The organism is Streptomyces sp. NPDC058864, from assembly GCF_042742985.1.
Taxonomy (GTDB): domain Bacteria; phylum Actinomycetota; class Actinomycetes; order Streptomycetales; family Streptomycetaceae; genus Actinacidiphila.
In genome coordinates, this window is the sequence record NZ_JBHYMQ010000032.1 from 13523 (window position 1) to 34140 (window position 20618).

Genomic DNA, 20618 nt, shown 5'->3' on the forward strand with positions numbered 1-20618 from the left:
GCGCATGGAAAAGGCGCTGCGGGGGCCTCGTGCCTGCCGCAACGCCATCGTCGTCCCCAGGAAAGCACCCTTCGGGCCCATGGCTCAACCGAGCGCGTTTCCGCTGGGCCATTGGCCCAGCCGTTGATCACGCGGTCGGCGCGGGGCCGGACCACTGGCCCATGCCGAAACACCCATTCGGCGTATATTGAGGAGAAAGGCGGACGTATTGACGCGAAAAAGTCGATCCCGCCTTTAAAGGCGCCTGACGAACCAACTCACCGGATCCGCCCCAGGAGGGGCTCGAGTCGTATCCGACCCGTCCGGAGGAGGACGCGATGAGGGACGTGGCGAGCGAGCGGGACGTGGACCGTCCCGGAACCATCGAGCGGGTCGTGACACTCGACGTCAACGGCCGGTCGTACACCCTGCGCCTGGACACCCGGGTCACGCTGCTGGACGCCCTGCGGGACCGGCTGGGGCTGACGGGCACCAAGAAGGGCTGCGACCAGGGGGCCTGCGGGGCGTGCACGGTCCACCTCGACGGCAGGAGAGTGCTGTCCTGCCTGACCCTGGCGGCCCAGGCGGAGGGCCGGGCGGTCACCACCATCGAGGGCGTCGGAGGCACGGACGGGCCGCACCCCGTGCAGCGGGCCTTCGTGGAACACGACGGCTTCCAGTGCGGCTTCTGCACCCCCGGGCAGATCATGTCCGCGGTGGCGCTGATCGCCGAGGGCCGGACCGGCTCCGCCGAGGAGATCCGGGAGTTCATGAGCGGCAACCTGTGCCGCTGCGGCGCCTATCCCAACATCGTGGCCGCGATCCGCGAGGCGACGTCCGGGGGAGGTTACGATGCGCACCTTTGAGTACGTACGGGCCACCGACACCCAGGAGGTCGTGCGGATGCTGGCGGAGGACCCGTCGGCGTCCTGCCTCGCGGGCGGCACGACCCAGCTGGACCTGATGAAGGACGGGGTCCTCGAACCGCCGACGCTGATCGACATCACCCGGCTCCCGCTGCACGGCATCGAGCGGCGCGGTGAGTCGCTCCACGTGGGGGCGCTGGCCACGATGGAGGAGCTGGCAGCCGACGCCACGGTCGCCGAGCGGCTGCCGGTCGTGCGCGAGGCCCTGCTGCTGGGCGCGTCGGTGCAGTTGCGGAACATGGCCACCATCGGCGGCAACCTGCTGCAGCGCACCCGTTGCCGCTACTTCCGCGACCCCGCCGTCCTCGAGTGCAACAAGCGCGCCCCGGGCACGGGTTGCGCGGCCGTGCAGGGCGCGGCCAGGATGCACGCCGTACTGGGCGTGAACGAGAACTGCATCGCGCTGCACGCCTCCGACCTCGCCGTCGCGCTGGTGGCACTGGACGCGGTCGTGCACATCCAGGGGCTGTCGGGCCGGCGGAGCGTCCCGCTGACGGAGTTCTACGTGAGCGCCGACGAGAGCCCCCAGCGGGAGAACGTCCTGGAGCACGCCGAGCTGATCACCGAGGTCGAGATCCCGCTCCCGCCGCCGTCCGCCCGGTCGGGCTACCTCAAGGTCCGCGACCGGGTGTCGTACGAGTTCGCACTGACCTCGGCCGCCGTGGTGCTGGTCGTGGAGGACGGCACCATCCGTCAGGCCCGGGTCGGGCTGGGCGGAGTGGGCTCGAAACCCTGGCGGGCGTACGAGGCCGAGCACGTGCTGACCGGAGCTCCCGCGACGTCGGCCACGTTCATGGACGCGTCCGAGGCGACGATGCGCGACGCCTGGACGGTGCCCGGCACGGCGTTCAAGGTACCGCTGGCCCGCCGGACCCTCGTCCGCGAACTGCAGACAGTGTCAGGAGTGACGGCATGAGCACGGTCGAGAGCAGGCCGCTGGTCGGGGCGGGCGTCAACCGGGTCGACGGACCGCGCAAGGTCACCGGCACCGCGCCCTACCCGATGGACTTCAGCGTCCCCGGTCAGGCCTACGGCGCCCTGGTGCAGAGCACCGTCTCCGCGGGCCGGATCGTCCGCATGGACACCGAGGAGGCGGAGCGCTCCCCGGGCGTGATCTCGGTGCTCACCCACGAGAACGCCCCGCGCGTCGGGGCCGGCCCCACCACGGTGCTCGGTGAGGCCCCGCCCGCCCCCTTGCGCAACGACCGGGTCATGCACCACGGGCAGCACATCGCCTTCGTGGTGGCCGAGACGCCGGAACAGGCCACCGCCGCGGCACGGCTGGTGCACGCCGAGTACGAGGCCGCCGAGCCGCTGCTGGACCTGCAGGACCCCAGGGCGCAGCACCTGGTCGACCCGTGGAAGATGGACCACACACGCGGTGACGCCGCCGCCGCAATGGAGGCCGCCGACATCATCGTGCGCGGTACGTACTTCACGGCGGACAACACCAACAACCCGCTCGGGCTGTTCGCCACGCTCGCCGCGTGGGAGGAGGACACGCTCACCGTCCACGACACCAGCCAGTGGCCGTCGATGGTGCGCACCACCCTCGCCATGGTCTTTGGCATCCCCGAGAGCTCGGTGCGGGTGCTGGTGCCCTACGTGGGCGGCGGCTTCGGCGCCGGGCTGCGGGCGTGGCCGCACGTCATCCTCACCGCCATGGCCGCCCGGACGACCAAGCGCCCGGTGAAACTCGTGCTGACCCGGCCGCAGATGTTCACCTCCGTCGGGCACCGGCCCAGCGGGGTGCAGTGGCTCAGCGTGGGCGCCTCGCGCGACGGCGAACTGGTCGCCCTCGACCACCGCAGCCTCAGCTCGCTGAGCATGGAGGACAACGACTTCGAGCCGTTCTCCCACGGGACCTCCTTCGCCTACCGGTGCCCGAACGTCATCACCCGGGACCAGCAGGCCAAGCTCAACATCGCCGTGCCGACGTCGATGCGCGCCCCCGCGGAGGCGCAGGGCTGCTTCGCGCTGGAGTCGGCCCTCGACGAGCTGGCCTACACGCTGCGCATGGACCCCTTGGAGCTGCGGATCCGCAACCACACCGAGGTCGACCCGCGCAACGGGCTGCCCTGGACCGGCAAGGCGATCCTCGAGTGCTACGAGGTCGGCGCGCGGCGCTTCGGCTGGGCCGACCGCGATCCGGAGCCGCGGTCGATGCGCGACGGCAACTGGCTCGTGGGCTACGGCATGGCGAGCGCGATGTTCCCGTACTTCGCGACGCCGTGCATGGCCGAGGCCACCGTCAACCGCGACGGCAGCGCGTTCGTGCGCAGCGCGGCGACGGACATCGGCACCGGCACGTACACCGTGATGGCGCAGCTGTCCGCCGAGGAACTGGGCCTGCCCCTGGACAAGGTCCGCTTCGACCTCGGCGACTCCGACATGCCCGACTCGATGATGGCGGGCGGCTCCGGGCTCACCGGTGCGCTCGGCAACGCCGTGCACGACGCCTGCCGCAGGCTCGTGGGGCTCTTCGCGGACCTCGCCCGGGGGGACGCCGACTCGCCGCTGCTGGGCGCCTCCCCCGAGGACGTCGAGGTCTCCGGCGGCCGGGTCCACCTCGTCGGCCGCCCGGACAGCGGGGAGTCGTACGCCGACATCCTCGCCCGGCACGGACTGCCCCAGCTCACGGCGACCGGGAGCAGCACGCCCCTGGACCCGGCCGGGATCGGCATGTCCCCGGCCGGTGCCTACGGCGCGAAGTTCGTGGAGGTGCGGGTCGACGCCGACCTCGGGATCGTCCGGGTCGCCCGGGTGGTGTCCGTGATCGACGGCGGCCGCATCCTCAACGAGAAGACGGCGAGGAGCCAGATCATCGGCGGCACGGTCGGCGGGATCGGCATGGCCCTGTTCGAGGACACCGTCACCGACCCGCGCACCGGCCGCATCGCCAACGGGACGTTCGCCGACTATCTCGTCGCCGTGAACGCCGACATCCCGGAGCTGGACGTCGTCTTCGTCGGTGAGCCCGACCGCGGATCGCCGACCGGGACCAAGGGAGTCGGCGAGGTCGGGCTGGTCGGCATCGCACCGGCGATTGCCAACGCCGTGTACCACGCCACCGGGAAGCGCTTCCGCGACCTGCCGATCACCATCGACGCCCTGCTCTGAGCGGCGCGAGGCAGCGCCCGTGCCCACCGACGAGCTGGACGCCCGGATCCTGGCGCTGCTGCTGGAGCAACCGCGCACCAGCGTCCGCGAGTACGCCCGCATCCTGGGTGTGGCGCGCGGGACCGTGCAGGCGCGGCTGGACCGGCTGGACCGGGACGGGGTGATCACCGGGTACGGCCCGCGGCTGTCGCCGGAGGCCCTGGGGTACCGGGTGCTGGCCTTCGTCCACCTGGAGGTGACCCAGGGCCATCTGGACGCCACGGGCGAGGCCCTGGCCGCGGTTCCCGAGATCATCGAGGCGTTCTCGATCACCGGCGGAGGGGACCTGCTCACCCGGGTGGTCGCCCGGGACGCCGCGCACCTGGAGGACGTGATCCAGCGTCTGGTCCAGGTGCCGGGCGTGGTCCGCACCCGCACCGAGGTGGCGCTGCGCGAGCGGGTGCCGCAGCGGATGCTGCCGCTGGTCAGGGAGGTCGGCCGGGACGCGGCGGCCGGGCGCACACCGTGATCGCCGGCTTGGCATGCTGGGGGCATGACGCTCCCCGCGGTGATATTCGACCTCGACGGCACCCTCGTGGACAGCGAGCCCAACTACTTCGAGGCGGGTCGCCGGCTGCTGGCCGCGCACGGCGTGGACGACTTCACCTGGGAGCAGCACCGGCGCTTCATCGGGATCGGCACCAAGGAGACGCTGGAGACCCTGCGGGAGGAATACGGCCTGTCGGCGTCCGTCCAGGAGCTGCTGGACGGCAAGAACCGGCTCTACCTGGAGCTGGCCCGCGGGGCCACCGACGTCTTCCCGCGGATGGAGGCGTTCGTCGGGCTGCTGGCGAAGGCCGGGCATCCCATGGCGGTGGCCTCCGGCTCCTCGCGGGAGGCGATCCGGGCGGTGCTGGCCGGCACCGGGCTGGACGCCCTGCTGACGACCGTGGTGTCGGCGGAGGAGGTCGAGCGCGGCAAGCCCGCCCCGGACGTCTTCCTGGAGGCTGCCGCCCGGCTCGGCATCGACCCCGCGGACTGCGTGGTCGTCGAGGACGCGCCGCCCGGCGCGGAGGCCGCGCACCGGGCGGGCATGCGGTGCGTCGCCGTCCCCTACCTGGCCGCGCAGGCCGATGACCCCGCCTTCGCGACGGCCGGTCTCCTGGTGCGCGGCGGGCAGAGCGCCTTCGACGCCCGGGCGGTCATGGACTGGCTGACGGCCTGACGGGCGCGGTGGCGTGTTGCTGCGCGTGCTCGAACCGACGGTGGTGTGCTCCCCCTTGATGACCCGAGCGACGGTGCGCGTGACGTGGACATCAGCGCCTGGTCGAGATGGCAGTCAGCCTGGTGAAACGCGGCTGCCGGGGCACGCCTGCGCCGGGCGGTCCGGTAACGACGTACAGCGCCGCCGTCAGTCCCAACTGGACCGCGGCGTCCACTCGGCACGGTAGTCCGGGTGGTCTGCGTACGTGGTGGCGAGGTGGCAGAGAACGGGTTCCAGGGCAGCCAGCGTCAGGCTCCCGGTCCCCCGGGTGACGGCGCTCTTGCCAGTGGTTGCGGCATGCGAAGCCTGCTCTGCCTCGGCAAGCACGCCACGGACGGCAGCCACGCCGGCCAGCACGCGTGCCGGGCCCTGGCGGGCCGTGTACCGGACCACAGCCTGGCCGTCTGCCGTCTTCGCCCGGACGTCGGTCAGGCTCCCTTGGTTCGCCTCGTCATGGATGAGCGAACGGCCGTCGGCACTGTGGACCCGACGCTCCTCACCGACTCCCAGCACTGCCTTCGCTGCTTGCTCGTCCTCATCAAGCCGGGCGTGCAGGAAAACGAGCAGGTCGTAGTTGAGCGCCCCCACGGTCAACACCTCCGAGATGTCTCAGCACGATGGTCAGCCTATTGCCGCGGGGGTTGTTGCATCGGCATTACGTGCTGCCGACGTTGAGGACTCGCCGACCAGGTTGCCGCTGAGACTGATGCGAACGCATGGTCGAGGGCGAACGTGTCGGGACGATTGCCTGCCTCGTGTCCGTGATCCACTAGACGATGCCTTGTCCGCGGAGTCAGACCTCTTGCCTCGTTGTGCAGCACAGAGCCAGGGGTAGCGGCGTCCGTGGCACGGGTTGGCAGCCACGGACGCCAGCGCCCCCTCGGTCAGCTGGATGCTGACAGGTCGATCCAGATCTTGCGGAGCCTGTTGCCGGAGGTCTTCACGTAGATGGGACGGCTGCTGGTCGCACTGTTCCTGCTCGCTGCTTCGATGAATTCCTTGAGCTCGGCGAGGGTCAGATCCCGGTTGTTCCCGTCGAGTGAGTGCTGGTGCTCTGGCATGAACACAGCATCCGCTGAAGACGAGGACCCTGTCACCGGGCGCACGCAGGCGCTCGGAAGCTCGAACGGCAGTCACAGTCACGAACCGTCGCTGGTCACCCCGTGAGGGGCCGCACACTCGCCGGGCTCGGCTCGGTGGTGCTCATTCACACATCTTGCTGTCAGGTATTGAGGCGCCACCAGGTGGTGCCCACGCAGCAAGGACCTGCGATCAGTGGACGCGAGCGCGGTCGCGGGTACCGGAGTGGCCATCCATGGCGCTGCTGGTGCAGGGCAATGCGTAGTCGGTCCCCCCGTGTCAGCCGAGGAAGCTCAGCCGGACCTGGCGGCGGGGGTTGTCGCGGTTGGTGTCGACCAGGACGACGGACTGCCAGGTGCCGAGTGCCGGCCGGCCGCCGATCACGGGGAGCGTGGCGTGCGGCGGGACGACGGCGGGCAGCACATGGTCACGGCCATGGCCGGGGCTGCCGTGCCGGTGGCGCCAGCGGTCGTCGGCGGGGAGCAGGTCGTGGAGGGCGGCCAGAAGGTCGTCGTCGCTGCCCGCGCCGGTCTCGATGACGGCGATCCCGGCGGTGGCGTGCGGGACGAACACGTTGAGCAGCCCGTCGCGTCCGTGGGCGACGTCGTCGAGGAAGTCGGCGCAGGCGTCGGTCAGGTCGTGGACCGTCTCGCGGCTGCCGGTGGTGACGTCGATGGTGCGGGTGGAGAATGCGTCGGCCATGTGACCATGGTGGCCCACGCCGCGGACCCGCGCGTCGCGGGGTGGCGACGGGCGTTCCGAGGGCCGAGACACCGTTGACGCCATCCGGACGGCCTGGCTACGGTCGTCCGCATGTCGCGTCCCGTTCTGCTCACCACGCGCGGTCACATCGACCTGCTGCGGGTGGCCTCCGCCGCCTGTCGCCGCGGCTGCTGACGCTTCCCCACCTTTTCGCACGCCTTTCGTTCCGCGTGCCCTCAGCGCCTTTGCGCGCCCTTCCCGCACCGCTCCCGTACGCGCTCCAGTGACGAGTCGCAGCGCCCACACCTGTGCCCGTGCCTGTGCCTGACGAGTTGCGCGTACGGACGGGCGTGCGTGCCCGCTCGCCGCCTCCCCCATGTGGAGCCTTCTCATGAGCATCAGCAAAGCGCCACCGGACATATCCCCTGTATCGGCTGACGTCCCACCGGACGCCCCTTCTGTCCTCCCGTCCGCGGTCGCGCCCGGACTGACACCCGTGGTGCCGGTCTCCGCCCGCCGCCGCACGCTCCCCCGCTGGCTGCGGCGCACCACGGGCCCGCTGCTGCTGCTCGCGGCGTGGCAACTGCTCAGTGCGACCGGTGTGCTGCGGCCCGAGGTGCTGGCCTCGCCGGGCACCATCGCCGGCACGGCGGCCGACCTCGTGACGAGCGGTCAGCTCGGCTCCGCCATGGCGGTGTCGCTGCAGCGCGTGGTGTTCGGGCTGCTCCTCGGCGGCGCGGCCGGCATCGCGCTGGCCCTGCTGTCCGGGCTGTCCCGTCTGGGCGAGGACCTGGTCGACGCGAGCGTGCAGATGCTGCGCGCGGTGCCGTTCGTCGGCCTGATCCCGCTGTTCATCATCTGGCTGGGCATCGGCGAGGCCCCGAAGGTCACCCTCATCGCGCTCGGCGTCGCCTTCCACCTCTACCTCAACGTCTACGCGGGGATCCGCGGCGTCGACGAGCAGCTGATCGAGGCCGGCACCTCGCTCGGGCTGACCCGCTGGGGGCTGGTCCGGCACGTCGTGCTGCCGGGGGCACTGCCCGGCGCGATGACGGGACTGCGCTACTCGCTCGCGACCGCATGGCTGGCGCTGGTCTTCGGGGAGCAGATCAACGCCTCCGACGGCATCGGTTTCCTGATGACGCAGGCACGGGACTTCCTGCGGACCGACGTGATCGTGGTCTGCCTCGTCGTCTACGCCTTCCTCGGCCTCACCGCCGACATCGTCGTCCGCGCTCTCGAAAGGCTACTGCTGCAATGGCGACCGACCTTCACCGGCCAGTGAGCCACGGCGCCCCGGCAGCGGCGGGCGGTCCCGCGGCGGTGCGCGTGGCGGGGCTGACCCGTTCCTTCGGCGGCCGGCCCGTCATCGACGGCCTCGACCTCACGTTGCGGCCGGGCGAGTTCACCGCGCTGCTCGGCCGCAGCGGCTGCGGCAAGAGCACACTGCTGCGGGTCCTCGCCGGGCTCGACCGGGAGATCGAGGGCACCGTACTGGTGCCGGAAAGGCGTGCGGTCGCCTTCCAGGCGCCCCGCCTGATGCCGTGGAAACGGGTGTGGCGCAACGTCCTGCTGGGGCTGCCGGGACGGCCCGAGCGGGCGCTGGCAGAGGCCGCGTTGGACGAGGTCGGGCTGAGGCAGCGGTCCGGTGCCTGGCCGAAGACGCTGTCGGGCGGTGAGGCCCAGCGTGCCTCGCTCGCCCGGGCACTGGTCCGCGAACCCGATCTGCTGCTGCTCGACGAGCCGTTCGGCGCGCTGGACGCACTGACCCGCATCAAGGCGCAGCGCCTCGTGGCCGAGCTGTGGCAGCGCCGCGGCTGCGCGGTGCTGCTCGTCACGCACGACGTGGACGAGGCCCTGCTCCTCGCCGACCGGGCCCTGGTCATGCGGGACGGGGTCATCGCCCACGACACCCCGGTCGCGCTGCCCCGCCCCCGCGACATCGGCGACGCCGGCTTCACCGCCCTGCGCTCCCGCCTGCTGGCCGAACTCGGGGTCGCCGCCCCGGTGTCCGGCGAAGCGGCCTGACCCGCCCCCGAGTGAAGGAGACCGCCCCACCATGAACGCCACCCGGCGCATCGCGCCCGCCCTGCTGCTCCCGCTCACCCTCCTGCTCGCCTCCTGCGGCGTCTCCACGGCCGACACCTCCGTGGGCGGCACCGGTGACGGCACCGACGGCAAGGGTGCGGTGACCTTGAACGTCGGCGACCAGAAGGGCGGTTCCGAGGCCGTCCTGAGGGCCGCGGGCGAACTCGACGACCTCACCTACCGGATCAAGTGGTCCACCTTCACCTCCGGGCCACCCCTGCTGGAGGCGGTGAACGCCAAGGCCGTGGACATCGGCGGGGTGGGCAACACCCCGCCGGTCTTCGCCGCCGGTTCCGGGTCGCGGATCACGGTCGTGGCGGCCTCGCACGGCTCCTCCGAGGGCGAGGCCCTCGTCGTGCCCAAGGGCTCGGCGCTCAAGCGGCCCGCGGACCTGAAGGGCAGGCGCATCGCGGTCGCCCAGGGAAGTTCCGCGCACTACCAGCTGATCACCTCGCTGCGGGCCGCCGGGCTGTCGCTCGACGACGTCGACGTCAGTTATCTGCAGCCCGCCGACGCCCTCGCCGCCTTCAGCGGCGGCAAGGTCGACGCCTGGGCGATCTGGGACCCGTACACCTCCCAGGTGCTGCGAGACCACGGCGCGCGCGTACTGACCACCGGCACCGGGCGCGTCAACGGGCTCGCTTTCCAGGTCGCGGCACCAGGTGCGCTCGCCGACAAGGCGAAGTCGGCCGCCATCGGCGACTACCTGGAGCGCCTGCGGCGTGCCCAGGAGTGGGTGGCCAGGCATCCCGAGGAGTGGGCGAAGGTGTGGGCCAAGGAGACCGGGCTGCCGTACGAGGTGGCCCTGGACTCGGTGCGGCGCACCAACGGCACCCGCGTCTCCGTGGCCGTCGACGACGCCGCCGTCGCCTCCGAGCAGGAGATCGCCGACACCTTCGAGGAGCTCGGGCTGATCCCGCGGCACGTGGACTTCGCCGCCTTCGTCGACCGGCGCTTCAACGCCGGCCTGCCCGCCTCGACCACCGCAGCACGCACCCACTGAGAGGGGCCGCACATGTCCGTGCACCTGCACTGGTTCCTGCCCACCGGCGGCGACGGCCGCACCCTGGTGGACCGCCACGCCTACACCGACGGCGGCGTGAAGCGCTCGCGCGTCACCCCGGTCTCCGGGGTGCGCGCGCCAGACATCGAGTACCTGGCGCAGATCGCCCGGGCCGCCGACGCGCTTGGCTTCGAGGCCGTCCTGACGCCCACCGGCACCTGGTGCGAGGACGCGTGGCTGACCACGGTCGCGCTGTCGCAGCACACCGAACGGCTGAAGTTCCTGGTCGCGTTCCGGCCGGGCGTCGTCTCTCCGGTCCTGGCCGCGCAGATGGCGGCGACCTACCAGCGGATCACCCGCGGCCGCCTGCTGCTCAACGTCGTCACCGGCGGGGACTCCGTCGAACAGCGTCGCTTCGGCGACCACCTGGACCACGACGCTCGCTACGCGCGCACCGACGAGTTCCTGTCGGTGGTGCGCGGGGTGTGGGGCGGCCTGCCCTTCGACTTCGACGGGGAGCACTACCGGGTCGAGGGCGGACTGACCGCGCTGCCGCCGGACCCGTTGCCGCAGGTCTTCTTCGGCGGCTCCTCACCGGCGGCCGGGCCTGTCGCCGCCCGGCACGCGGACGTCTACCTGACCTGGGGCGAACCGCCCGGGCAGGTGCGGGCGAAGACCGCGTGGATCCGCGCCCTGGCCGAGGCGGAGGGGCGGACGGTCCGTTTCGGCATCCGTCTGCACGTGATCTCCCGTGACTCCGCGAAGGACGCGTGGGCCACCGCGGACCGGCTGCTGGACGACCTCGACGAGGACACGGTCGCCGCCGCACAGGAGGCGCTGGGGCGCAGCGAGTCGGTGGGCCAGCAGCGCATGCTGGCGCTGCACGGCGGCTCGCGCGACGGGCTCGAGATCTCGCCGAACCTGTGGGCCGGGGTGGGCCTGGTGCGCGGCGGGGCGGGAACGGCGCTGGTCGGCAGCCATGCGGAAGTCGCCGACCGGATCGAGGAGTACCACGCCCTGGGGATCGACCACTTCGTGCTGTCGGGCTATCCGCACCTGGAGGAGGCGTACTGGTTCGGCGAGGGCGTCATGCCCGAACTGGCCGCGCGGGGGCTGCTGGAGAGGGTTCCGGCCGCACCCCTTGCGGGCGTTCCCGCGGCGAACGGCCGTCCGGCGTCCGCGCCGGGCGGGGCGCCGCTGCTGCTCTCCGGGGGCCGCTGACCGGCGCCGCACGACGGGGGCGGCTGTCCTGATCCGGGCGGCCGCCCCCGATTGGTCTGGACCACTCGCCGCCCCGCGGGATAGGGTCGGCTGCGCCCGCCCGAGCGTCAGAGGGGGACCCCCGTGTACGCACCGCACCGCGTCGCCGCGCTGGTCGACGCCTGCCTGCTGCCCGTCGGCCAGACCCGCAGACCGCCGGAATGGCTGCGGCGCGGACTGGAGCGGGCCGGGGCGGTCACCATCGGTGTCCCCGCCGCGCTCAGCGGGCCCGCGGTCACCGAACTGCTGCGGGACGAGTTCGGCGACGGCGCGGTCGTGATCAGCGAACCGCTCGACACGGAGGAGGTCGTGGAGGGCTGGGGCGTACCGGGCGCGGCCGTCCTCGCCTGGCTCTCGGGCGTCGACCTGCTCCAGCTCGGCCCCGGCTGCGGCACGGGCGTCCGGGAGGCCATCCGTACCGCGGCCACCCGGGCGGTCGCGGACGGGGACCTGCCGCTGTCCCGCTTGGAGGAGGCCGCCGCGCGCGTGGCCCGGCTGCGTCGCGAGGTGTCCCCGGGAAGCTTCCGCGATCGCCCGTAGTTGGTGGAAACGTGAACCATGTGGATGTGGACGTCGCCGTCATCGGGGCCGGGCAGGCCGGGCTCTCCGGTGCGTACTTCCTGCGCAGGGCCGGGATGCGGCCCGACGAGGACTTCGTCGTCCTCGACCACTCCCCCGGCCCCGGCGGCGCCTGGCAGTTCCGCTGGCCGACGCTGACGTACGGCAGGGCGCACGGCGTGCACTCGCTGCCGGGCATGGAGCTGGAGGGCGCCGACCCCGGCCGGCCGTCCGCCGAGGTCGTCGCCGAGTACTTCGACCGCTACGAGCGGACCTTCGACCTGCGGGTGCACCGCCCGGTCGACGTCTCCACCGTCCACGAGGGCCCGGACGGAAGGCTGCTGGTCGAGTCCGACGCCGGCCGCTGGGCGGCCCGTGCGCTGATCAACGCCACGGGGACCTGGGACCGGCCCTTCGTGCCCCGCTACCCGGGCCAGGAGGTCTTCCGCGGCCGCCAGCTGCACACGGCGGGGTACCGCGGGCGCGAGGAGTTCGCCGGGAAGCACGTGATCGTCGTCGGCGGCGGCACCTCCGCCGTCCAGCTGCTGATGGAACTCCACGAGGCGGGCGGCGCGGCCGCTACGACCTGGGTCACCCGGCGGCCTCCCGTTTACCACACCGGCCCCTTCGGGGAGGAGCAGGGACGGGCCGCGGTCGCGCTGGTGGAGGAGCGCGTCAAGCAGGGTCTGCCGCCCCAGAGCGTCGTCAGTGTGACGGGACTCCCCATGACCGAGGCGATGGAACGCGCCCGCGAACGCGGGGTCCTCGAACGCCTCCCCATGTTCGACCTGATCACCGAGGACGGCGTGACCTGGGCGGACGGCCGCCATGTCACCGCCGACGCCATCCTGTGGGCCACCGGCTTCCGCGCGGCCCTCGACCACCTCGCCCCGCTGCACCTGCGCGGACCCGGCGGCGGCATCCGCCTGGAGGGGCTCACCCAGGTCGCCGGCGACCCCCGCATCCACCTGATCGGCTACGGCCCGTCCGCGAGCACGATCGGCGCCAACCGGGCCGGCCGCAGCGCGGTCCGCGAGATCCGCGCCTACCTGCGGGGACGCCGGACCGGGGCCTTGGACACGCCTGGGGCGCCGGAACCGGTGGCCGCGGCCGGCTGACGGCGGGCCGCCGGGACACCCGCACACCCTCACCGGTTCCGAACGGGCCATGTACCCGCCCCGGAGGGCTCAGCGGGCGGTTCGGCCGCTCTTGCCGAGGGTGGAGGCCCGGACGACGAGTTCCGGCTGGAAGACGATGCGCCGGTGTTCGTGCTCCTCCGCCGCGTCCCCGGTCTCCTCGATGAGCAGGTCGGCCGCCGCCCGGCCCATCCGGTACGCGGGCTGCCGCACGGAGGTGAGCGGCACCGCGGCCGCCGCCGCGAACTCGATGTCGTCGTAGCCGACCAGCGCGATCTCCTCGGGCACCGCGATGCCCGCCGCGTACAGCGCCTGCAGCACGCCGAGTGCCAGCAGGTCGTTGGCGCAGAAGACGGCGGTCGGCCGGTTGGCCATGCCCAGCAGGCGGGCGCCGGCGTCACGGCCGGAGGGGACGTCGAGCCGCTCGGCCTCGATGTGCGCCAGGGATTCGGCGGGGAGCCCGGCGGCGGCGAGCGCGTCCAGGGCGCCGGTGCGCCGGTCCTGGCACTGGGCGAGGTGCATCGGACCGCTGACGTAGACGATGCGTTCGTGGCCGCGCTCGATGAGGTGGTCGACCGCGAGGCGGCCGCCCTCGATGTCGTCCACCGACACCGAGCAGGCCTCGGCGCTCGGCACGACGCGGTCCACGAAGACGAAGGGGATCCCGTGCCGCCGGAAGGAGGCGATGTTCCGGCCACTGGTGTCCGCCGGCGTCACCAGGACGCCGCGCACCCGCTGCTCGGCAAAGAGCCCGAGGTAGTCGGCCTCCTCCGAGGGGCTCTCGCCGCTGTTGCAGAGCATCACGCCGAGCCCGGTCTCCCGGGCGGCCCGCTCGGCCCCCGAGGCGACGTCCACGAAGAAGGGGTTGGCCATGTCGAGCACGAGCAGCGCGATGATCCTGCTGCGGCCCGCCCTCAGTTGCCGGGCGGACTCACTGCGCACGTAGCCGAGTTGCTCGATGACCGACAGCACGCGGGCACGCGTGTCCTCGGAGACCATGTCGGGCCGGTTGATCACGTTCGACACCGTGCCGACCGAAACTCCCGCCTGCTTGGCGACGTCCTTGATCCCCACCATGCGTGTCACGAGCTCCGCCCTACCTCCTGCCGCCGGCCCGCCGCAGGCCGCGGGTTCATGCTACGCATAGGTGACGGCGTCGGCGCCCACTGTGTCCGGGTGGCCGAACGGCAGTGGTGGAGCGGACCGGCGGCCTCCGGGACGGAACGGCGGCCTCCGGACGGGGCGGAATCGCCGGCACGGGACACGGCGGCGCCGTCATGCCAGGTGGAAAACCTCCGCGAGCGGCCGCATGGCCTCGTCGGGCCGGGTCCCGTCCAGCGCCTCGAAGAATTCCGCCATTTCCGCCTGCCAGCGGGCGTTGACGTCGGTCGCCGCCATCGCCTCCTGCGCGGCCGCGAAGTCCTCGGTCTCCAGGTAGCCGACGAGCAGGCCGTCCTCGCGGAGGAAGAGCGAGTAGTTGTGCCAGCCGGTGGCCGAGAGGGCGTCCAGCATCTCGGGCCAGACGGCGGCGTGGCGCTCGCGGTACTCGGCGAGCCGGTCCTTCCGGACCTTCAACAGGAAACAGACGCGCTGCACGGTCGGCCCTGGCCTCTCGGGTCTGATATGAAAGGTTTCAATCGATGGCAGGGACGTTAGGACACCGCGACATGGCTCGTCAATGGCACCCTTTGCGGCGCGCAGACATCCGATCTCTGCCCCATGATGCGGGGCGAATACGGCAGTATGAGCCCACGGGTGGCCGTGCCGACCGTGAGGAGGCCGCATGCGCGTAGCACTGTTCGTCACTTGCGTGAACGACACGCTGTACCCGGATACGGGGAAGGCCGTCGTGACCCTGCTGGAGCGGCTGGGGGTGACCGTGGACTTCCCCGCCGCGCAGACCTGCTGCGGCCAGCCGCAGTTCAACACCGGCTACCGGCACGAGACGGAGCCCCTGGTCAGGCGTTATGCCAAGGCCTTCGAGGGCTACGACTACATCGTCACCCCGTCCGGCTCCTGTGCCGCGATGGTCCGTGACAACTATCCCCGCATCGGCGAGCGGGCCCGCGCGGAGGGGCGCGGGGAGGACCTCGCCGCCGTCGCCGAATCCGTGGTGCCCCGCACCTACGAACTGACCGAATTCCTCACCGAGGTGCTCAAGGTGACGGATGTCGGCGCCTACTTCCCCTATCCCGTCACCTATCATCCGACCTGTCATGGACTGAGGATGCTGGGACTGGGCCGCCGCCCGGTGGAGCTGCTCAGCCACGTGAAGGGGCTGGAGCTGATCGAGCTGCCCGGCGCCGAGGAGTGCTGCGGCTTCGGCGGCACCTTCGCCGTCAAGAACGCGGCCGTCTCCGCCGCCATGGGCGCGGACAAGGCCCGCAACATCACCTCCACCGGCGCCCGCGCCGTGTGCACGGTGGACAACTCCTGCCTGATGCACATCGGCGGCACCCTCGCCCGGCTCGGTTCCGAGGTCCGGCCGGTCCACCTCGCCGAGATCCTCGCGTCGACCGAGGAGCAGCCCTACGGAGGCATCCGATGAGCGGCACCTACCTGGGCATGCCGGCCTTCCCCGTCGCCGCCGGCGAGGCCGTGCGCGACACGACACTGCGCGGCAACCTGCGGCACGCCACCCACACCATCCGGGACAAGCGGGCCCGCGCCGTCGCGGAACTCGACGACTGGCAGCAACTGCGCGCGGCGGGCAAGCAGATCAAGGACGACGTGCTGTGCCATCTCGACCACTACCTCGTGCGGTTGGAGGAGGCGGTCACCACCGCGGGCGGCACCGTCCACTGGGCCGCCGACGCGGACGAGGCCAACCGCATCGTGACGGATCTCGTACGCGCCACCGGTGAGACCGAGGTCGTCAAGGTCAAATCCATGGCGACCCAGGAGATCGGCCTCAACGAGGCGCTCGCCGGGGCCGGGATCGCCGCCTACGAGACAGACCTGGCCGAGCTCATCGTGCAGCTCGGCGACGACCTGCCGAGCCACATCCTGGTGCCCGCGATCCACCGCAACCGCTCCGAGATCCGCGACATCTTCAACGACGCCATGGGCCGCTGGGGCCGTCCCGCACCCGAGGGGCTGTCGGACTCCCCTGCCGAACTGGCCGAGGCCGCGCGACTCCATCTGCGGGAGAAGTTCCTGCGCGCAAAGGTCGGCATCTCGGGCGCCAACTTCATGATCGCCGAAACCGGCACCCTGGTCGTGGTGGAGTCCGAGGGCAACGGCCGCATGTGCCTGACCCTGCCCGAGACCCTGATCTCGGTGGTCGGCATCGAGAAGGTGCTGCCGAGCTGGCAGGACCTCGAGGTGTTCCTGCAGCTGCTGCCGCGCTCCTCCACGGCCGAGCGGATGAACCCGTACACGAGCACCTGGACCGGGACCACCGACGAGGACGGGCCGCGCACCTTCCACCTCGTCCTGGTCGACAACGGCCGCACCGACACCCTCGCCGACGAGGTGGGGCGGCAGGCCCTGCGCTGCATCCGCTGCTCGGCCTGCCTCAACGTCTGCCCCGTGTACGAGCGGGCGGGCGGGCACGCGTACGGCTCCGCCTACCCGGGGCCGATTGGCGCCATCCTCACCCCGCAGCTCCGGGGCACGGACACCGCGCTCGACGCCTCGCTGCCGTACGCCTCCTCCCTCTGCGGCGCCTGCTACGAGGTGTGCCCGGTCGCCATCGACATCCCGGAGGTCCTGGTCCACCTGCGCGAACGCGTCGTGCAGGGCGGCGAGGTGACCCGGGCGGGCAACAAGGTGACGCTGCGGCCCGCCAAGGGCCACGCGGCGGAGCGGGCGGCCATGCGCGCGGCGCGCTGGACGCTGGACCACCCGGCGGCGCTGCGCGCCGGCCAGCGGCTGGCGTCGCGGACCCGCAGGTTCCACCCGCGGCGGCTGCCGGGGCCCGGGAAGGCATGGACCGACACCCGGGAGGTCCCGTCGTTGCCGGCGGAGTCCTTCCGCGACTGGTGGCAGCGCACCCGCGGGCCGGGCACCGCGGACACCGGCACCGGCACCGGCACCGAGAGCAGGGAGGGCACCAAATGAGCACGCGTGACCAGGTCCTGGGGCGGATCCGCCGTGCCCTCGCCGACGCGCCGCGCGAGGCGGCACCGGCGCGCGGCGCGGTGGACCGGGGATATCTGCGCGTCCATGGGCGACGGGACGCGGCGCAGACAGCCGATCTGCTGGCCGAGAACCTCGCCGACTACCGTGCGATCGTCCACCGCGCCACCGGCGACGAGCTCCCCGGCCGCCTCGCGGGCCTGCTGGCCGCGCGCGGCGCCCGACGGGTCGTCGTACCGCCGGGCCTGCCGGAGCAGTGGCTCTCCGCGGTGCAGGACGTGGAACGGGTGCCCGACTCAGCCGGGCTGACGGCCCGCGAACTGGACGCCGTGGACAGCGTCGTCACCGGTTGCGCGGTGGCGATCGCGGAGACCGGGACCATCGTGCTGGACGCCGGGCCGGACCAGGGCCGGCGCAGGATCACGCTCGTCCCGGACCACCACGTCGTCGTCGTGCGCGTCCCGGTGCAGGTCGTGGACTCGGTGCCGCAGGCGCTGGAACGGCTGGATCCCGTCCGGCCGTTGACATGGATCTCCGGGCCCTCGGCCACCAGCGACATCGAGCTGGACCGGGTCGAGGGCGTGCACGGGCCGCGCACTCTGGAGGTCGTGCTCGTGACGGACTGACCGCGCGTCGCTCATTTGGCGTCCGCGTAGCACTCGACCACATGAGTCTGCAGCGGGAAGGGCACCGGCGTCGGGCCGAAGAGCAGGCGCCGGGCCTCCTCCGCGGACTCGGCGACGGCGCGCTCCACATCGGGCGCCAGCTCCTGGGGTGTGTGCACGATGACCTCGTCGTGCAGGAAGAACACCAGGCGCGGCCTTCCGTCGAGCGCGGCCAGGCGACGGCGCAGGGAGGCCAGCACCGCCAGCGCCCATTCGGCGGCCGTGGCCTGGATGACGAAGTTGCGGGTGAACCGCCCCCAGGAACGGGCCTGGGAGTCGGTGAGGTCCTGCCGGTCGGCGGACGGGGCCGGTGACGTACGCCCGAGGTGGGACCGGACCACGCCGCCGCCCTCCCCGGTGCGGGCCGCGGACTCCACCAGGCGCATGGCGGCCGGGAAACGGCGGCGCAGCACCTCGAGCAGCGGCCCCACCTCGCCGCTGGTCTGGCCGTACATGGCGCCCAGCAGACCGAGTTTGGCCCGGGCGCGGTCGCCGCCGAACGCGGTGCGCGCGAGGGCGGCGTAGAGGTCGCCCTCGGCGGCGGCCGCCGCCAGCCCCGGGTCCCCGGAGAGGGCGGCCAGGACGCGCGGTTCCAGCTGGCCCGCGTCGGCAACGACCAGCCGGTGCCCGGGGTCGGCTACCACCGCCGCGCGGATCTGCCGGGGGATCTGGAGGGCACCGCCGCCGCGGGTGGCCCAGCGACCGGAGACGACACCTCCGACGACGTACTCGGGGTGGAACCGCCCGGTGGGCGCCCACTGTTCGCGCCATGCCCAGCCGTGGGCGCTGTGGATGCGGGAGAGCTCCTTGTAGCGCAGCAGCAGCGCGGCTGCCGGATGCGCGACCTCCCGCAGCACATGGGAGCGGGTGGAGGCGATCTTCACGCCCACGCGCTCGAAGGCGGGCAGCAGTTGGGCGGGCGAGTCCGGGTTGACCGGGCGGCCCAGGGCCTCCTGGATGCCGGTGGTGAGCTCGGACAGCACCTTGGGGCGGACGCCGCCCGACGGGCGGGGGCCGAGCAGCCCGATCAGCACCGCGTCGTGGGCGGCGGCGCTCCAGGGCAGGCCGTCCCAGGTCATCTCGGCGGCGGCCAGGGCGCCGGCGGATTCGGCGGCGCACAACAGGCGCAGCCGGTCGGGGTGTTCGGACAGGGCGATGCGGCGCTGCTGGTCGGCGTGGACGGCGACCACCGCCTCCAGTGGGTCGGTGCCCGGCGGCAGGTGGTGGCGGTCGGCGGCGAAGAGCACCGGCTGGTCGTCGGGGCCGCCCTCGCGCGCGTCGTCCGGCACGGGGAGTCCGCGCGGCCGGGCCCAGGCGGCGCCCAGCGATCGGGGTAGTCCCCAGCGCTCCTCGGAGCCGAGCAGCAGGGACTCGACGAGCTTGAGGTCGTGGCACCGGGCCGGACGTACCGGGACCCGCTCCAGCAGCGGCGGGTAGATCTCGTCGGTCGCGGCCCACACCCAGCGCGGCGCCTGCCGGGCCTCGCGCTCGGCGACGGCCGCCGCGAGGTCGCCGACGGCCTGCGGGGGCCCGTCCGCGGTGCCGTCCTCGCGCAGCGCCTGCAGCCGCCCGCCGGTCCCCAGGGGATCGGCGACGACGGCGATGGACAGACTCCTGGGCGAGGTCACCGTTCGAGAGTAGAACGAGGCACCGACAACGCCCCGTGGACAGGTCAGGGGCGGGTCAGGGGCGGCTGTCGCGGCTCACCTTCAGGGCCCACAGCACGAGCGGGGCCTGCAGCGGCAGCCGGGCGCGGGCCGCCTTCCGCAGCGGCGCGGGCCGGTCGCGCCAGTCACGGGCCATCTTCACGTTGGCGGGGAGTACGGCGGTGAAGAAGCCCGCCGCCAGCAGGGCGCTCGCCCGGCGGGTACGGGGCAGGGCGATGCCCGCGGCGAGCGCCAGTTCCACCGCGCCGCTGACGTAGGTCCAGGTGCGGGGCTCGCCGGGCAGGACGCGCGGGACGATCGCGTCGAAGGGCCGGGGCGCCACGAAGTGTGCGGTGCCCGTGGTGGCGAGCAGTCTGGCCAGCAGCACGGCGGAGCGGTCGGACGCGGCCATCGGTTACCTCCTGCGGTCTGCGCGGCGCCGCTCAGGTTAGCGTCGGTGCCGTGTGCCGGGCGGGCGATCGCCGGGGCCGGGGTGTGCCCTTGCTCACCCGCCTCAGGGGGTGGTGACGGAGGGTCCCGCGAAGGGCGGCAGGGCGGCGAACTCCGGGGCGACCCGGAGCGAGACGGCGAGCTGGGCCAGCGCGTCCCGGACCCGGGTGAGGGGGTGCTCCGGGAAGTGGGCGTCGTAATGGGGGGCGTCGCCCCAGTGGAAGGGCAGGCCCTGCCGCAGGTCGGCGGCGTACGGGTGGGGCATGAAGTAGCGCTCGGGGCCGAGCTCGATGAGCACCTGCGCCTCCCGGGCGCCGGTGGTGCCCTGCTCCAGGGCCTGCACCTTCACGACGGCGCTGCAGGAGGCGCGGGGCAGGGTGTAGCTGCCCAGGAAGGCCTGGCCGGTGGGACGGTCCGGCAGGGGGACCTTGATGACCTGGCGCAGCGTGGGCACCGTCCCCAGGTGCACGACGTCGGCCTCGATGAGGCCGCCGCCCGCCCCGGCCGTGTAGTGGGCCAGGGCGTGCCGCAGGCGCGGCAGGTCCTCCAGGGGCGCGGGTACGTCCGGCGGCACGTCGAACCAGTGCAGGCTGACGAGGTCGCCGTGGTCATTGGTCCAGGCGTCCGCCTCGATCTGCCGGTAGCCGGGGAGTTCCGCCCCCGCGATGGGTTCCATGGCCGA

Annotated in this window: 23 protein-coding genes; 15 read left to right on the forward strand and 8 right to left on the reverse strand. The window is 72.8% G+C overall.

Translation table 11 applies throughout. The features are described from left to right. Positions 1-317 precede the first annotated feature (317 nt). From ACFW3D_RS23445 to ACFW3D_RS23465, 5 genes are read left to right on the forward strand one after another with little or no spacing between them, the layout of a single operon-like run. Entirely contained in the window at positions 318-845 is a 528-nt protein-coding gene (locus ACFW3D_RS23445; protein WP_500506655.1) for a (2Fe-2S)-binding protein, read from the forward strand. Next, the gene (locus tag ACFW3D_RS23450) at positions 832-1821 is read left to right on the forward strand and encodes an FAD binding domain-containing protein (RefSeq protein ID WP_500506657.1); all 990 of its coding nucleotides are present in this window, start codon (positions 832-834) and stop codon (positions 1819-1821) included. The genes ACFW3D_RS23445 and ACFW3D_RS23450 overlap by 14 nt, the downstream gene beginning before the upstream one ends. Continuing rightward, positions 1818-4025 (forward strand): xanthine dehydrogenase family protein molybdopterin-binding subunit, encoded by a 2208-nt coding sequence (locus ACFW3D_RS23455; RefSeq protein WP_500506659.1) that lies wholly within the window; start codon positions 1818-1820, stop codon positions 4023-4025. The genes ACFW3D_RS23450 and ACFW3D_RS23455 overlap by 4 nt, the downstream gene beginning before the upstream one ends. Before the next feature lie 19 nt (positions 4026-4044). Beyond that, entirely contained in the window at positions 4045-4533 is a 489-nt protein-coding gene (locus ACFW3D_RS23460; RefSeq protein WP_500506661.1) for an Lrp/AsnC family transcriptional regulator, read from the forward strand. 24 nt (positions 4534-4557) lie between these two features. After that, positions 4558-5229 (forward strand): HAD family hydrolase, encoded by a 672-nt coding sequence (locus tag ACFW3D_RS23465; RefSeq protein WP_500506663.1) that lies wholly within the window; start codon positions 4558-4560, stop codon positions 5227-5229. A gap of 186 nt (positions 5230-5415) precedes the next feature. Here the strand turns inward: ACFW3D_RS23465 and ACFW3D_RS23470 are convergent, their stop codons facing one another. The 3 genes from ACFW3D_RS23470 to ACFW3D_RS23480 form a co-directional block, all read right to left on the reverse strand. Then, a complete protein-coding gene (locus ACFW3D_RS23470) occupies positions 5416-5856 on the reverse strand; it encodes a DUF6221 family protein (protein ID WP_500506665.1) in 441 nt (146 codons plus the stop codon). Between the two features lie 296 nt (positions 5857-6152). Next, entirely contained in the window at positions 6153-6329 is a 177-nt protein-coding gene (locus ACFW3D_RS23475) for a hypothetical protein (RefSeq protein ID WP_500506667.1), read from the reverse strand. Between the two features lie 298 nt (positions 6330-6627). Next, complete coding sequence (locus ACFW3D_RS23480; protein ID WP_500506669.1) at positions 6628-7050, reverse strand: secondary thiamine-phosphate synthase enzyme YjbQ; 423 nt, start codon at positions 7048-7050, stop codon at positions 6628-6630. 111 nt (positions 7051-7161) lie between these two features. Between ACFW3D_RS23480 and ACFW3D_RS23485 the strand changes: the two genes are divergently transcribed. From ACFW3D_RS23485 to ACFW3D_RS23515, 7 genes are all read left to right on the forward strand, one after another. After that, positions 7162-7245 (forward strand): putative leader peptide, encoded by an 84-nt coding sequence (locus tag ACFW3D_RS23485; RefSeq protein ID WP_354795648.1) that lies wholly within the window; start codon positions 7162-7164, stop codon positions 7243-7245. Positions 7246-7441: 196 nt separating this feature from the next. Further along, positions 7442-8335, forward strand: a complete 894-nt coding sequence (locus ACFW3D_RS23490) for an ABC transporter permease (protein ID WP_500506671.1) — start codon at positions 7442-7444, stop codon at positions 8333-8335. After that, positions 8308-9078 (forward strand): ABC transporter ATP-binding protein, encoded by a 771-nt coding sequence (locus ACFW3D_RS23495; RefSeq protein WP_500506673.1) that lies wholly within the window; start codon positions 8308-8310, stop codon positions 9076-9078. Before ACFW3D_RS23490 ends, ACFW3D_RS23495 begins: the two co-directional genes overlap by 28 nt. Positions 9079-9109: 31 nt before the next feature. Then, positions 9110-10141: an ABC transporter substrate-binding protein gene (locus tag ACFW3D_RS23500; protein WP_500506675.1), complete on the forward strand. Its 1032-nt coding sequence runs from the start codon at positions 9110-9112 to the stop codon at positions 10139-10141. 12 nt (positions 10142-10153) lie between these two features. Beyond that, positions 10154-11362 carry an LLM class flavin-dependent oxidoreductase gene (locus tag ACFW3D_RS23505; RefSeq protein WP_500506677.1) on the forward strand — a complete coding sequence of 403 codons (1209 nt, stop codon included), beginning with the start codon at positions 10154-10156 and terminating at the stop codon, positions 11360-11362. A 123-nt stretch (positions 11363-11485) separates the two neighbouring features. Then, positions 11486-11941, forward strand: coding sequence for a hypothetical protein (locus tag ACFW3D_RS23510; protein WP_500506679.1), 456 nt, complete (start codon positions 11486-11488; stop codon positions 11939-11941). 20 nt (positions 11942-11961) lie between these two features. Continuing rightward, a complete protein-coding gene (locus ACFW3D_RS23515; protein WP_500506786.1) occupies positions 11962-13077 on the forward strand; it encodes an NAD(P)-binding domain-containing protein in 1116 nt (371 codons plus the stop codon). 69 nt (positions 13078-13146) lie between these two features. Here ACFW3D_RS23515 and ACFW3D_RS23520 read toward each other — a convergent pair whose 3' ends face one another. Beyond that, entirely contained in the window at positions 13147-14172 is a 1026-nt protein-coding gene (locus ACFW3D_RS23520) for a LacI family DNA-binding transcriptional regulator (protein WP_500506788.1), read from the reverse strand. 198 nt (positions 14173-14370) lie between these two features. Beyond that, positions 14371-14691: an L-rhamnose mutarotase gene (locus tag ACFW3D_RS23525; RefSeq protein WP_500506681.1), complete on the reverse strand. Its 321-nt coding sequence runs from the start codon at positions 14689-14691 to the stop codon at positions 14371-14373. Between the two features lie 187 nt (positions 14692-14878). Between ACFW3D_RS23525 and ACFW3D_RS23530 the strand changes: the two genes are divergently transcribed. The 3 genes from ACFW3D_RS23530 to ACFW3D_RS23540 are packed head-to-tail and all read left to right on the forward strand — an operon-like array spanning position 14879 to position 17801. Continuing rightward, positions 14879-15643 (forward strand): (Fe-S)-binding protein, encoded by a 765-nt coding sequence (locus ACFW3D_RS23530; RefSeq protein ID WP_500506683.1) that lies wholly within the window; start codon positions 14879-14881, stop codon positions 15641-15643. After that, a complete protein-coding gene (locus tag ACFW3D_RS23535; RefSeq protein ID WP_500506685.1) occupies positions 15640-17157 on the forward strand; it encodes a lactate utilization protein B in 1518 nt (505 codons plus the stop codon). Before ACFW3D_RS23530 ends, ACFW3D_RS23535 begins: the two co-directional genes overlap by 4 nt. Continuing rightward, positions 17154-17801, forward strand: coding sequence for a LutC/YkgG family protein (locus ACFW3D_RS23540; protein ID WP_500506687.1), 648 nt, complete (start codon positions 17154-17156; stop codon positions 17799-17801). The genes ACFW3D_RS23535 and ACFW3D_RS23540 overlap by 4 nt, the downstream gene beginning before the upstream one ends. Before the next feature lie 11 nt (positions 17802-17812). Here the strand turns inward: ACFW3D_RS23540 and ACFW3D_RS23545 are convergent, their stop codons facing one another. The 3 genes from ACFW3D_RS23545 to ACFW3D_RS23555 form a co-directional block, all read right to left on the reverse strand. Further along, on the reverse strand, positions 17813-19468 hold the full coding sequence (locus ACFW3D_RS23545; RefSeq protein ID WP_500506689.1) for a bifunctional 3'-5' exonuclease/DNA polymerase: 1656 nt from the start codon (positions 19466-19468) through the stop codon (positions 17813-17815). Positions 19469-19523: 55 nt separating this feature from the next. After that, positions 19524-19898 carry a DoxX family protein gene (locus ACFW3D_RS23550; RefSeq protein ID WP_500506691.1) on the reverse strand — a complete coding sequence of 125 codons (375 nt, stop codon included), beginning with the start codon at positions 19896-19898 and terminating at the stop codon, positions 19524-19526. A 102-nt stretch (positions 19899-20000) separates the two neighbouring features. After that, complete coding sequence (locus ACFW3D_RS23555) at positions 20001-20612, reverse strand: hypothetical protein (RefSeq protein ID WP_500506693.1); 612 nt, start codon at positions 20610-20612, stop codon at positions 20001-20003. Between the last annotated feature and the right edge of the window lie 6 nt (positions 20613-20618).

Bases quoted from the DNA above. Each gene is read 5' to 3' on its own strand.
- ACFW3D_RS23535 (WP_500506685.1), top strand. From the start codon at position 15,640: ATGAGCGGCACCTACCTGGGCATGCCGGCCTTCCCCGTCGCCGCCGGC.
- ACFW3D_RS23505 (WP_500506677.1), top strand. From the start codon at position 10,154: ATGTCCGTGCACCTGCACTGGTTCCTGCCCACCGGCGGCGACGGCCGC.
- ACFW3D_RS23445 (WP_500506655.1), top strand. From the start codon at position 318: ATGAGGGACGTGGCGAGCGAGCGGGACGTGGACCGTCCCGGAACCATC.
- ACFW3D_RS23465 (WP_500506663.1), top strand. From the start codon at position 4,558: ATGACGCTCCCCGCGGTGATATTCGACCTCGACGGCACCCTCGTGGAC.
- ACFW3D_RS23485 (WP_354795648.1), top strand. From the start codon at position 7,162: ATGTCGCGTCCCGTTCTGCTCACCACGCGCGGTCACATCGACCTGCTG.
- ACFW3D_RS23450 (WP_500506657.1), top strand. From the start codon at position 832: ATGCGCACCTTTGAGTACGTACGGGCCACCGACACCCAGGAGGTCGTG.
- ACFW3D_RS23540 (WP_500506687.1), top strand. From the start codon at position 17,154: ATGAGCACGCGTGACCAGGTCCTGGGGCGGATCCGCCGTGCCCTCGCC.
- ACFW3D_RS23550 (WP_500506691.1), bottom strand. From the start codon at position 19,898: ATGGCCGCGTCCGACCGCTCCGCCGTGCTGCTGGCCAGACTGCTCGCC.
- ACFW3D_RS23455 (WP_500506659.1), top strand. From the start codon at position 1,818: ATGAGCACGGTCGAGAGCAGGCCGCTGGTCGGGGCGGGCGTCAACCGG.
- ACFW3D_RS23500 (WP_500506675.1), top strand. From the start codon at position 9,110: ATGAACGCCACCCGGCGCATCGCGCCCGCCCTGCTGCTCCCGCTCACC.
- ACFW3D_RS23555 (WP_500506693.1), bottom strand. From the start codon at position 20,612: ATGGAACCCATCGCGGGGGCGGAACTCCCCGGCTACCGGCAGATCGAG.
- ACFW3D_RS23520 (WP_500506788.1), bottom strand. From the start codon at position 14,172: ATGGTGGGGATCAAGGACGTCGCCAAGCAGGCGGGAGTTTCGGTCGGC.
- ACFW3D_RS23495 (WP_500506673.1), top strand. From the start codon at position 8,308: ATGGCGACCGACCTTCACCGGCCAGTGAGCCACGGCGCCCCGGCAGCG.
- ACFW3D_RS23490 (WP_500506671.1), top strand. From the start codon at position 7,442: ATGAGCATCAGCAAAGCGCCACCGGACATATCCCCTGTATCGGCTGAC.
- ACFW3D_RS23475 (WP_500506667.1), bottom strand. From the start codon at position 6,329: ATGCCAGAGCACCAGCACTCACTCGACGGGAACAACCGGGATCTGACC.
- ACFW3D_RS23530 (WP_500506683.1), top strand. From the start codon at position 14,879: ATGCGCGTAGCACTGTTCGTCACTTGCGTGAACGACACGCTGTACCCG.
- ACFW3D_RS23480 (WP_500506669.1), bottom strand. From the start codon at position 7,050: ATGGCCGACGCATTCTCCACCCGCACCATCGACGTCACCACCGGCAGC.